11 protein-coding genes are annotated in these 12,383 nt (G+C 44.1%); 9 read left to right on the top strand and 2 right to left on the bottom strand.

Features of this window, described 5'->3' with window-relative positions:
• The first annotated feature begins 12 nt into the window (after positions 1-12).
• The 3 genes from CWI78_RS01740 to CWI78_RS01730 are packed head-to-tail and all read left to right on the top strand — an operon-like array spanning position 13 to position 2,860.
• Positions 13-813, top strand: a complete 801-nt coding sequence (locus CWI78_RS01740; protein WP_126779665.1) for a hypothetical protein — start codon at positions 13-15, stop codon at positions 811-813.
• A gap of 23 nt (positions 814-836) precedes the next feature.
• Entirely contained in the window at positions 837-2,090 is a 1,254-nt protein-coding gene (locus tag CWI78_RS01735; RefSeq protein ID WP_126779663.1) for a M1 family aminopeptidase, read from the top strand.
• 53 nt (positions 2,091-2,143) lie between these two features.
• Positions 2,144-2,860 carry a tetratricopeptide repeat protein gene (locus CWI78_RS01730; protein ID WP_126779661.1) on the top strand — a complete coding sequence of 239 codons (717 nt, stop codon included), beginning with the start codon at positions 2,144-2,146 and terminating at the stop codon, positions 2,858-2,860.
• A 69-nt stretch (positions 2,861-2,929) separates the two neighbouring features.
• Here CWI78_RS01730 and CWI78_RS01725 read toward each other — a convergent pair whose 3' ends face one another.
• Complete coding sequence (locus CWI78_RS01725) at positions 2,930-3,922, bottom strand: Kelch repeat-containing protein (protein WP_167468590.1); 993 nt, start codon at positions 3,920-3,922, stop codon at positions 2,930-2,932.
• A 209-nt stretch (positions 3,923-4,131) separates the two neighbouring features.
• Here CWI78_RS01725 and CWI78_RS01720 point away from each other — a divergent pair, with 209 nt between their 5' ends.
• The 4 genes from CWI78_RS01720 to CWI78_RS01705 all read left to right on the top strand — a co-directional run bounded on the left by CWI78_RS01720 (position 4,132) and on the right by CWI78_RS01705 (position 7,696).
• Complete coding sequence (locus CWI78_RS01720; RefSeq protein WP_126779657.1) at positions 4,132-4,692, top strand: helix-turn-helix domain-containing protein; 561 nt, start codon at positions 4,132-4,134, stop codon at positions 4,690-4,692.
• A 46-nt stretch (positions 4,693-4,738) separates the two neighbouring features.
• Positions 4,739-5,866, top strand: coding sequence for a serine hydrolase domain-containing protein (locus CWI78_RS01715; protein WP_126779655.1), 1,128 nt, complete (start codon positions 4,739-4,741; stop codon positions 5,864-5,866).
• 170 nt (positions 5,867-6,036) lie between these two features.
• Positions 6,037-6,813, top strand: a complete 777-nt coding sequence (locus CWI78_RS01710) for a hypothetical protein (RefSeq protein WP_126779653.1) — start codon at positions 6,037-6,039, stop codon at positions 6,811-6,813.
• A 145-nt stretch (positions 6,814-6,958) separates the two neighbouring features.
• Positions 6,959-7,696, top strand: a complete 738-nt coding sequence (locus CWI78_RS01705; protein WP_208642024.1) for an alpha/beta hydrolase — start codon at positions 6,959-6,961, stop codon at positions 7,694-7,696.
• 13 nt (positions 7,697-7,709) lie between these two features.
• Here CWI78_RS01705 and CWI78_RS01700 read toward each other — a convergent pair whose 3' ends face one another.
• The gene (locus CWI78_RS01700) at positions 7,710-8,837 is read right to left on the bottom strand and encodes a DEAD/DEAH box helicase (protein WP_126779651.1); all 1,128 of its coding nucleotides are present in this window, start codon (positions 8,835-8,837) and stop codon (positions 7,710-7,712) included.
• A 203-nt stretch (positions 8,838-9,040) separates the two neighbouring features.
• On the opposite strand from CWI78_RS01700, the gene CWI78_RS01695 reads away from it, so the two are divergent.
• Together CWI78_RS01695 and CWI78_RS01690 are read left to right on the top strand one after the other, a co-directional pair.
• Positions 9,041-10,885, top strand: coding sequence for a hypothetical protein (locus tag CWI78_RS01695; RefSeq protein ID WP_126779649.1), 1,845 nt, complete (start codon positions 9,041-9,043; stop codon positions 10,883-10,885).
• Between the two features lie 161 nt (positions 10,886-11,046).
• Positions 11,047-12,279, top strand: coding sequence for a hypothetical protein (locus tag CWI78_RS01690; RefSeq protein ID WP_126779647.1), 1,233 nt, complete (start codon positions 11,047-11,049; stop codon positions 12,277-12,279).
• Positions 12,280-12,383 lie beyond the last annotated feature (104 nt).

The following is a 12,383-nucleotide window of genomic DNA, read 5'->3' as shown; positions in this document are numbered from 1 at the left end:
AGGCAATTCACGATGAGCTATAGAGTAAATAGGTTTTTAATCCTGGCGCTACTGGGTGGTGCTATTTCATTTTCAAGTTTCGCCAGTAAACCAAAAGCTATCGATATTCCCTATGGATTATGGGAAGGCATAGTTGAAAGCAAGCACTTCTATACCCTGTTAGAACTGAAGCAAAGCGGCGAGCACCGATTGTTTAAGTTAAACATTAAAGACGGTTTTCGTTCTGGAGGAGCCGTTGATTTTACGAGTGACGACATTAAATGTTCCGAGTATGAATGTATTATTCATCATAAAAATAGTGAAAGGGGTGGCGTTGTTCGTCTTATTTTAGGGGCTCCTACACGAGGTGCCGTTGAGGTTATGGAAATTCAAAGTGATATCGACAACCAGCGAGTAGACGCACAATCTTATACGTTAAAGCGGCGGGTTGGCTCATCTACTTTTAAAGAACATAGAGGAGACTGGTATCCGACAGAAGAAAAGTCGGAGGAGATTGAGCAAGAGGGCGTGTACGGCTTGTGGTTAGGCATTGCTCGCTGGAGCAACGAACCGGCTTTAATTCGACTAATACATTCTGCAGATGGTCCTTCGCAATTTAAACTCTATCCTCTGGGGCCCTGGGATCCTTTAACTTCAGAGTTTCAGCAGGATCAAATCACGTTAAAAGGGGAAGATATCTGGATACGTACAGAAGGCAGCGAAAAGTTTGGAAACGAAGTTGTATTGAGTCAAAAGAGTGCGGATAAATTAAAGGGTGTCAGCGTTTCTGTGCCGATGAGTTTTACTCTATTTCGTTCGAAGTTTCCGCTTTAGGTAAACTCAGTCAGGGAACAAATATGAAAAAAACTCTCTTGCTTTCAATTTTAGTTTTACTTCCAGGCGTTACTCTTGCTCAGGAACAAACTGACTTGACGCGTTACAACACCTCGGTCAGTTTTGCTCTTGAGTCTAATGAGTTAAAGGTCTTAACCGAATTAACGATTCCAGTGTCGGCTTTAACAAATAATAAGGCGCAGCTATTCCTGAATAAAAGCTTCGATATTGACGATATTGCAGGGGAAAGCTTAAAGGAATACTCAGTCAGCCCGTCGAAAAAAGTACCGCCATGGAATGAAGTCACTTTGTCTTTTGAATCGGTCTCGAAAGTACATGAAGTTACGGTTTCTTACCGTGGCGAGATAGATGAAGCTGCGGGGCACGGCAATTTCATTGCTTCAAAAGGTATTCATCTGAGTATCGATTCGGCCTGGCACCCGTTCTATAAGAATTTTGCAACACCGATGCAGGGTGAACTTGAGGTTATATTGCCGCAAAAATGGAAAGTATACGGACCCGGCTCCGTTTCCATGCAAAATAATGCACACCAAATGAGTGTGACGAAGGACCGTATTGATGTGTCTTTCTATGCCTCGCCTAATGGCAATGAGTACACAGACGGAAACTTCACGGTTGTCTATGACAAGGCAAACAAAGACAGAGCTAAACGATTGGCTACAGCAGGCAATAATTGTCTGGCTGCATTGAATGGCAAGTTTGGTCAGACCGAGGAGTTAGAGTCAGCCAGTTTAGTGATTTTAGAACGTGCAGGCCCCAGTTTTGCACGTGGAAGCTATTTATCGGTTAGTAGCCAAGGCGGGCGATCAAAACAACAGAGCTATCATTATATTTGTCATGAGCTAGCCCATAACTGGACCTCACTTGGCAACGCAATGTCGCATGACTATTGGATGATGGAATCCTTTGCGGAATACGTAGCCGCGGAAGAGGTTAAATTGAATTTCGGCACCGAAGCATACGAAAAAGTCTTAGCAGCCTGGAAATCTCGAGCGAAAAAACAGAGCTTTGTATGGCGCGCAGATATAGAGCAAAGAGCATCATCCAAAGTGAACTATGGTTTAGGCCCTTTAAAGTTGAAGCAGTTAAAAGCGCAAATCGGCGAAGAGAAATTCGCGCGGCTACTACACTGGTATATGACTGAGCAAGTCACGGAGACTGAGCAACTTCTGAAGCATTTGAAAGAACTGACCAGTGACGAAGATGCACTATGGTTCCGGCTTTTACTGGAAGGACGAAAAACAGATAGTGCCTAAGTAGAAATGCAGACTAACTTGGCATTAAATAGACAATAATAAGGACAATAATCATGTTAAAACTCGCTATTCCCTTTGTTTTACTTCTCACGAGTTTCACTTCTCAGGCTAATTCTGACGAACTTGTTGATGCATTAACCGATAAGGCTGACTCGGGTGTGGTTGAAGCCCGGTACCACCTTGGGATGTTATACAACAATGGCTTGGGAGTTGATAAGTCTCCGCAAAAGGCCTTTGAGCTTTTCGCTCAGGCGGCCACAGAGGGGGATTTATTGGCTCATTATAAAGTGGGATGTTATTACGCGGGCCAGTTTGGCACTTTTGAAGGTTTCTCTCCGAACAAAGAGAAGGCTTTGTCCCATAAGCTAAAAGCGGCAGAGGCGGGGTATAGTCTGGCACAGTACGATGTAGCGGCAATATATTATCGGCAGGGAGATAAACAAAAAGCATTGGAGTGGAGCCGACGCGCAGCGCAACAGGGGGACCCCGGTGCTCTTATGAGTCTAATGGCTTTGTATCAGGAACCCGACTCCGATTTCGCCAGTGGAACCTTGGCGTATCAAACTATCTTAAAAATCAAAACTTTGGCGCCGGATAACGCCCGGGTAGAAGAAATGAGGAAGTCATTAGAAAGTGAGCTAGAGCCACAAGAGGTTGAACAAAGTAAAAAGCAAATCGCTGATTGGCAGCCTGAAGCCACAGAGCTGACTGAAAAAGCAACGCAAGGTTTGAACAGAGCGAAAGAAGTGGCGGGTTTGGTGTCAAATTAAGTGAGCACTTGTAAGAGGCTTAGGGCTGCCGAGAAAAAGTTGCTCATGGCAGCCCTGGTTTTATAGTTTTTACTGCAATGGCAAGGAAAGCACTTGAATATCGTCTAAGAATGGACCAGAACCACCGGTAGTACCGCCAATCACAAATACCTCATTACCAAATACGACAGCGGCATTATGCCGGCTAGCACGGTAAGGGGCATCAACATACGACCAGGTATTGTCTGAGAAGTCGTACATCAAGACCTGATCAAGGTTATCGTAATCGCCGAAAACGTAGAGCTTGTCATTGTGGACAGCAACCGAATGCGCACTGACAGAATCGGGCGCATCTGGCATTAACTGCCATTTTCCAGCTGCTTTATCGTAGCAGTCAAATACAGACCATTTGTGAAAACCATCGTAACCACCTACAGCGCAAACTTGGTCATTAAAGGTGAAGGCTCTTGTGTTTCTTGCTGCAGGTAAGTTGGCTACTCGAGACCACTTTTTAGTGTTTATATCAAAGGCGGTGACTAGCGATGTCGCGCGTAAGGCATATGCTTTTTCAACGGCTTCAGGGTAGTAAATAGATCCACCCAGTACGTAAATTTTATTATTTAACAGTACTGCACTGTTAAAGCGGCGGGGCACCCGCATGGGAGTGGTGGTTGTTACTTCTTGTGTCCGGGTATTAAAAACCTCGACAGTTTTTTCTTGCCAAATAACACCGTCCTGTTGGCTGATACCGCCAAATATGTAAATCGACTCTTTTCCATCCCAGACCGCGGTTAAATAGCGGCGAGCTGTGATTTTATCTCGCAGAACCATCGTTTCTTTAGTTTTAGGGTTGATAATCTCTATACTGGAGAGATTCCCTGCTTTATTTAAGCCACCAATGACATAAATATATTCATCATCGGCTACTGCAGCGTGGCCGGATCTTGGTTCATCTAAGCTTGGAGCGGATGAGTTGGTTGGTGGGTTGGTCGTTGTGCTGTCCGGAGATGATGCACACGCAGCGAACAAAGTAGAGAAAGACAAAACGAGTAGCAGTCTAACTGCAACGTAAGAGGAGGCCATTCTTAACATCCTGTTTCAGAAACTAAAATGGCATTGTAATGTATCAAGTACTTATGACAAATTTAAATCCAGAATACCAACTGCGTGCATTCAGGTAGCGACTCATTAATGCGAATGACAGGAACATGACATAGCAATGTCGTAACCGTGTCGGGTGCTTTTAGATAAGATTTTACTCGAGTTATCGGGCAATAGAGCTGAATACAACCATGAAAAGTACCAAATTCGCAGAACGATTAATTTACCAGCGCAAATTAAAAGGACTTTCGCAGGAACAGCTTGCGGAGAGTACCAGGGTGACTGTTCGCACCATCCAACGCTTAGAAAAAGGTGAAGTTACCCCCCATTTAAGAACGGTAAAGCTACTAGCGGCGGCACTCGAGTTAGATGTTGACGATTTACTCGAACTCGATGACCCTAGCAACGAGAATATTCAAACAAAGTGGCTGCTATTAATGCACTCATCTCCATTTCTTGGCTTTGTGGTGCCATTTCTCAATATCCTGTGCCCGCTGTTTATTTGGATCCATAAGCGCGAAGATAACCCGCTGTATGATGCTCATGGTCGTGCGGTTATTAATTTTCAAATAACCATGATGCTCATTTACGCGCTTGCTTTTGTTGCACTACTCAGCGTCAAAGGTTTTGGATTTTTATTCTTTATTGCCGTGATCCCTTATACCGCCTTAGTTATGTTGGCTAACGTTATCGCTGTGATAAAAGCACAAAAGTATTTTTACCCCAGTATTCCTTTCCTTGGCAAAAAATAGCTGATAGCGCAGCCCCACATTTAAAATAGTTAATAAAGGAAAAACCATGAAAGCAATAATCTATTATTTGCTGGCGGGTACGCTCGTCTTTTTTTCAGCAAGCGAAGCGACGGCACAACCAGAAATTTCCAGCGAAAAAATCCAGGCATTTCAGTCTTATCTCAGAGACTTTCGTAAGGAGAACAAAGTCTTAAGTTTTTCCGTTGCGGTAGTTAAAGACGGTGAAATCATTATGCTCGAAAGTATTGGCTTTCAAGATCACGACGCCGAAGAGCTCACGACGGGAGACACTTCGTATCTTGCGGCTTCTATCACAAAAACATTCACTGGTGCGACGTTACTGGCCATGGAGGCCGACGGACACATTGATCTCGATGCCGACTTTACGGCCTTAAGTGACTGGGGCGCAAGGTGCCATTGGTTAACAACAAGCGGGACGGTCTTCGGTGGAGGCACTCTGGATAACGGCTACGAAGTACCTAAGGTAAAGTGCGACCAAGCGATAACGCTGCGTCATGTCCTTCAGCACCAGGTACAGGGTGAGCCTGGCGCTAGCTTCTTCTACAACCCCATTGTATTTGGCCGTTTATCTAACTGGGTTGAGGAGAATACGGATAAGAGTTGGCGCTATTGGATGAAAAAATACGTTATTGAACCGGCAAAATTAGAGAATGTAGCAGCCGGTTGGCGTGACCCGGATGGAGGCGAGGTACTGACTCATATTGCGCCACCGTTTCGCCACGCGCCTGAGCAATCGGATGGGCTTGCCCCTTCGGTATTACCGAACACTGAATTGAACGCCAGCTCTGGAATTATCGCCAGCGCCAGAGCGCTTGCACACTATTCCATAGCTCTGGATGAAGAACGAATTCTTCCTGCGTCTTTGAGAGAGAAAATGTGGACGCCAGCAAAGGATAAAGAGGGCAACGCAATGCCTTATGCCTATGGCTGGTATGTGCAGAATTGGCAAGGTCATAAGCTTGTTTGGCATGGTGGTTGGTGGCCGGATGCCTATGCTGGTCTCTTATTAAAAGCACCTGATGATGGGGTAACATTAGTTGCTCTCGGAAATACCGACGGACTGCGACACGAGGTTAATAGTCTGACTAGCGCACAAATAGAGAAGAACCCGCTGGCGTTAAGGTTTTTAGAGATATTTGTTGAACAGCCGTAGGTGCACTATCAGTTCAACATGTTGATAACAATTCGTTGGGACGATACTCTTTGTATACCCTTATTCTATAGGGGGCGAAACCTATACTATCTGCAACAAGGAAGTTAACAATGAGGAAGACACCGTCGCTAATAATTTCAATACTCGTTTTCTCAGCGAGTTTCACTCTCTTGGCTGATGATTCTATTCCGTTATCAGAAAAGTCTGATAAGGAATATCGGGCTGTTCTCCATCATTTTGAGGATGTCATTCCTGACGACCTTGATCCTTTGTATTCTGTTGCTTTGCTAACGCCTTATGGTTTTCTGGATGTACACCCGACTCAGTATACTGATGTTGAAAAGAGACAAAGCTTTGCCAACTTTAATTTGGGTGCTATATCTAACGGAATGTTACGGCTGGATGAGTCACAAGTTGAAAGTTTATCAAACCTCGCACTATGTTATGAAGACTCATGCAGGAAACGAAGAATCGACGCAATTAAAGTGTTTCTTGATAAAGTAAAACCTCACTTAACGGTATTCAAGAAAAATAGAGAACTTGAAGTTATTCAGCAGATATCCACTGAACTGTACAGAATAAATAATGCTTTTATCAGTCCAGTAGAAATATTGACCTATGAGCCGTCTAAGGATGCGGGATTCGTACCATCATCACAATATACAAAGCACAGAACGCTTAATGAATTGCCTAAAATCCAAAAGTACTCGGAAGATTCGGAAGTACTGATAGAAGTCATGAATGAGTACAATGTTAGCGCTATAGCAAAAATTGAAGACGGCGGGTTGAATATTGTTTTCGGTGGTTTTGCTGATAATCATTGGGGCGCTGTGCTTTATGAGGCTGATTTTCGTCTGGCTGAAATCGGTGAAACTAATCAGCTTGGGTATGAATACGATGATATTGAAAAGATTTCAGACACCGCGTTTTATTATCAGACAAATTGATCTCTGAACAGATTCTTCTTCTAGCAATAGCGAGAATTCGGTTTGACCGCAGAAGCCGTTATTGCTGGCATAACGTTTTACAGATGGCACAGAATTTCTGAGTCTGTATGAATAAGAATCCAGAAAAATATTAAAAGACTATAATTTGAAACTCCTCATATTACTCGCTGGCTTATTTTGCAGCTCAATTAGCTTTGCCGACAACATGGTTTACGATGAGTCCAGAGACAGAAATATTCCTGTTCAAATCTCGTATCCAACTTCTGAAGAACAGTGTGGTGGTGAAGCCCCAAAATGCCCGGTAGCTTTTCTTAGTGCCGGTTACGGCGTCTCGCATGCCAAGTACAGTTTTTTATCTGAGCAGCTAAACCAGTTGGGTTATATGGTTGTGGCTATTGGGCATGAACTAGAGAGTGATCCTCCGTTGTCTGTATCGGGTGATCTTTATGAAACCAGAAGCGAGAACTGGAGCAGGGGCGCTAAAACGCTTGATTTCATTAAGCACAACCTCGAGCCAGCTTACCCGAAATACAATTTTAATGACTTGCTGCTGATTGGCCACTCAAACGGCGGCGACATTTCTTCCTGGCTTGCGAACGAGGGCAAGGACTACATAGAAACTGTCATTACGATTGATCACCGCCGCGTTCCTCTTCCCCGCAATAAGGATATTGGTGTGCTCTCAATTCGCGGCAGTGATTACCCAGCAGACGACGGGGTGTTGCCTTCACAGCAAGAGAGCGAAAAATACGGTATGTGCGTTAAGAAAATACCAAAGTCCCGGCATAACGATATGACGGACTACGGACCTGCGTGGCTTAAAGATGAAATTAACCGCACTGTGATGAACTATTTGAAGAGAATGAGGTGTGAGGGAGTATAATGTTGGATGCCCCCTAAAAAGCGTTTTTTGGGTTACACTGATGAATCGGCTGGCCAAGCAGTTTTTCAATGGCTTTTAGGGCAGCAAACTCTTCGTCTGTAACCAACGAAATAGCATGACCAACCTCGCCAGCACGACCGGTCCGGCCAATGCGATGCACATAGTCTTCAGCAACCTGTGGTAAGTCATAATTGATAACATACGGCAGCTTTTCAATATCAATGCCACGCGCGACAATGTCGGTTGCGATAAGCACTTTCACCTTGCCACTTTTGAAATCGGTCAACGCTCTGGTGCGAGCACCCTGGCTTTTGGCGCTGTGAATAGCGGCGGCAGAGAAACCGGCTTTACCTAGCTGCTTAACTAATCGGTTGGCGCCTTGTTTGGTGCGTGAAAACACAAGCACTTGCGGCTCGTTAAGGCTGTGCAGTATACGTAGCAGCATACCCAGCTTTTCGCTTTTCTGTACCGCATACATTGTTTGCTCAATAGGCTCGGCAGTGGCGTTAGGTGGTGCTACGGAAATTTCTACCGGGCTTTTCAGTAAGCCTGTAGCCAGGGTGCGAATATCATCAGAAAAGGTCGCTGAGAACAGAAGCGTTTGGCGCTTAGCCGGCAACAACTTAATAATTTTGTTAATGCCGTGAATAAAGCCCATGTCGAGCATGCGGTCGGCTTCATCAAGCACTAATACTTCTAACTTCGGGAAGCGAACCGCGTTTTGTTTGTATAAATCCAACAAGCGGCCTGGTGTTGCCACCAGAATATCCACGCCTTTGCGAAGCTTCATCAGTTGCGGATTAATTTTCACACCACCAAACGCCACCGCGTAGTTTAATGGCAGACCCGCACTTAAATTCGCAACACTTTCGCCCACCTGAGCTGCCAATTCACGAGTCGGTGTTAAAATAAGCGCACGCGCTGTGTTTGCTTTTGCACGTTCGTTACCTTTCAGACGCTCTAAAATAGGCGCCGTAAAGGCCGTTGTCTTTCCCGTCCCCGTTTGCGCCGCTGCCATGACATCTTTCCCCGCGAGCACCAACGGAATAGCTTCCGCCTGAATAGGTGTAGGTTCGCTGTACCCCTGACGTGAAAGGGCAGTAAGGGTTTCAGGGCAAAGTCCGAGATCAGAAAAAGTCATGTATCAATAAGCAATTCAATGGTGATGAGAGTCTGCATTCTACCCGATGGCCGCGCTCGCCGCATTTGATTTAATTGTTGGGTCAGGCTTGACCCCAATAGAGTATCTCGCTAGGGCTAAATGTTTTATATCTGGGTTGCTTTATTGTTGCAAAAGAGTAGTTTAATTGTTTAATAATTAATCTAATCAGGGAACGGCGCGTAATGAAACTCTCCAACGTCCTATCTACCGTTAACCAGTTTGAGAAGTCTAAGTTCATCAACTTTCTTGATCGTATATGCACGGAAGCCAGCTCGCACAATAAAGAAGTAGCGAAGCAGTTTAAAAATATAGACGGTCAGATAAAAAATGCCTCTAGTGGTGAGGTTACTCAATTATTTAAACTTGCTCAGTCGTTATTTCAAAAAGAAGTAAAATCGCAACTAGCACTCAGTGGGGCTCAAGCCGCACTCTTGGTGAATATTCTTAGTCGCGATGGAAACTGTGTCGCGCGAGTGTCCTGGATAGAGCAATTGTATGAAAAAGAATGGAAGCAAATCGATGCTCAAGGTAAAAGTTTAAAAGCACTTTTTGCTGAAACTGAACAAACGGAAGTTTATGACGAGCCTAAACGGTTAGGAATTTATTATGCGTGTTTACATGAAGCACTTCATAATGATGAACGCTCTAACCGGGAAGGTAAAATCACTGATGAAGAACGCGGAATACTAAATGTTCTTGCTCAAAAACTAGATGTCACTGCTGATAACCGAGTTGCCATTGAGCACGTAATTGATCCTATTCCTAAAACGGGTGTTTCAGACTGTCTGAATCAGCTACGTGAAATAGGTATTGTCTTCGTTTCTAAAAAGCATCAAACCGTTTACGTACCTGATGAAATTGTCGCATTGTTACACCGTATTCAATCTAAAGAGCTCGCCGACAAACACCTTTTAAGAATTCTCCGGACATTCTCCGATGCTGAGCTATCGAATATTTTGAAAAGTCATGACAAGCGCATTCGTGGTGTTAGTCGCGATGAGAAAATCGAAACTGTTTTTAAAATGGGATTATCGGTCAGTCAGATTCTTAGCGAAGATATGCATGGAGAACAGTCAGGCGTGACTGAGAAGAAGGAGCGTTTAAAGTCACTTATTGATGACTTGCAGCTCTCACTGGACAAACTTGGAATAACTTTAGAGGAACGCTGCAGCTTAATTGTTGGAGCGCTGAATTCTTCGGCAGAGCATGAATTTAATATTCTCTCAGCGACAGGCTACAAGTCGTTATTTGAGACACTAAGCCAGCATATGCCGACGCTACCGAAAATGCTAAAAGATGAGTTTGAACTTGAGCCCAATCAGGACATAGACGTCGAGAAGTTAAGAGCTCTTGCCATAACACCATATGACATTTTATTTATGCTCTCGAACGAGCAGGTTAAGAATTTGAAGTCTGACATGGGAGTTACGCGTCGTGGCGATCCTAGACAGGTAATTCTTGAAAGCTTCGCTGATGCGACAGACAAGTTAGTCGAGAATTACGAAGCCCTGGCGAGAAGAGATTTAGCTACGTTGAAGCAAAAGAATATTGAGATAGCAGAAGCTGATATTGGCGTTAAGTTTGAAGAGGTCACCAAAGCCATATTCGAAGAGCTTGGGCTAACGGTTGACGAGGACTTACGCCGCGACATCAACACAGCCAAAGACAAAGCTGACATTCTGCTGTCGTTAAGTGAAGACGATATTATTATCGGCGAAGCTAAGACCTCTAAAAAGGGGGACTTTGCGAAATACTCCACCACATCTCGACAGGTAAAAGCTTACGTTACACGTTGCGAAGCCGCAGGTAAACGCGTTGCTCAGGTACTCATTGTTGCCCCCAGTTTTTCCAATGACTTTGTTGAGTCGGCTGAGATGGATACCGAAGTGAACATTTCATTGTTGGAAGCTGCTGGTTTGAAGAAAATACTGGAGGCTTATAAGTCGAGACGGAATCCCAAGTTTTCAGCGAAACTGTTTACCAAAGGTGGGCTTTTGAAGGCGGACTTGATAGCTAAGAATATATGAGCTTACTATTGCTTTACGAAAACTACCTTATAGTCGGGGTTAGTCACTAAGCAGAACCCCAATAACGATTTGAGAATGCTATGCATGTAATTAACCGGCTAGGCTAGACTAAACTAATTTTATTCAATATATGGAAAATAATCATTCATGGAGGATAGATCATGAGAACTTTGTTTCTTGTCGCCGCTTTGCTTACGAGCTTCACATGCTCTGCTGACGAACAATCTCACGAAGAGTATATAAAAGAAGTTAACAAGGCATTTGATAGAGTTTTCGAGGCCACGGACGGGAAGACGTTAAGTCAGCAGGTTAATGTGCTTAAAGAGCTTTCCGTAGAGTTTGCAGACAATGAAGCGGTGTATGACATGCTGCTTCAAGAGCGCGGTACCACGTATTCATTCATAGGTCAGCACCAGCAGGCGTTGGCAGCTTTTGATAAGCGCAATTCCAAACCTAAGAATCTTTATCAAGAGGTTAAAAGCTTAAGTACACAAAATGCAGTGGATGCAATTGTAGAAACGTCGGGTGAGTATCAAATTTTAATGATCAATGAAGCGCACCATGTTCCTCAGCACCGTGTACTGACATATCGATTACTAAAGGGCTTGTGGGAACAAGGGTATCGTTACTTGGCTCTAGAAGCTTTATCAGAAAATGCTGAAAATGAACTGGCTAAGGATTATGTATCTGAGAAATCTGGCTTTTATACAGTAGAACCAGTCTTTGCAAATTTGCTAGTGCATGCTCAGCAGTTGGGTTTTCAGTTGGTTTCTTATGACTATGGTTCTGAAATGCAAGGGGGAACGGAAGCGAGAGAGAAAAGTGCGGCCAAGAACCTTCGCGAGAAAATATTCGACAATACTCCAGACGCTAAAGTTATTATCCACGTCGGTTACAATCATATTAACGAAGATGGCTGGCTCGCATATTATTTAAAGGAATCATTAGAGCTGGATCCATTAACGATAAACCAGACCGAGATTGCTGAAAAAAGCGAGAAGAAATTTGAGTCGGAGACTTACACATGGCTTGTGGAGAATCATTCTTTTGATGCACCCGTTTTATTAATGGATAGTGAGCGTAAATTTTGGTCGTCTGCTCCTGAAAAATACGACGTTAATGTGATCTGGCCGAGAACAGAGTATAGTTTAAATCGTCCAGACTGGGCTCGTCTGGGTCGGGAGTTGATGCACGTTGATATAAGTTGGTGTGGAGAAAGCTACCCTTGTACTGTTCAGGTTTACCGACTCGATGGAGAAGATGAAGTTCCCACCGATCGCATAGTCATATCAACGGAGAATGAAGCTTCAGGTATTTTTATTTCGCCGTCCAGTAGTCAAATAAAAATAACGAATGCTGAAGGCGAGGTGTTACACACAGAGCTTCTTAAATAGCGGTGATGAAACTACCTAAGTTAATATGGATTAATCGGCTATTTTTTCCACTGTTTTCGGGGATTACCGGAAAGCAGGGGGGCAGGATCGGACGCATGTGGATC

Origin of the sequence: Idiomarina ramblicola, from assembly GCF_003987255.1 — a bacterium.
In the GTDB taxonomy this organism is placed as follows: domain Bacteria; phylum Pseudomonadota; class Gammaproteobacteria; order Enterobacterales; family Alteromonadaceae; genus Idiomarina; species Idiomarina ramblicola.
Note: the sequence above shows the minus strand (reverse complement) of the source record. Positions and strands in the feature narration are given on the sequence as shown.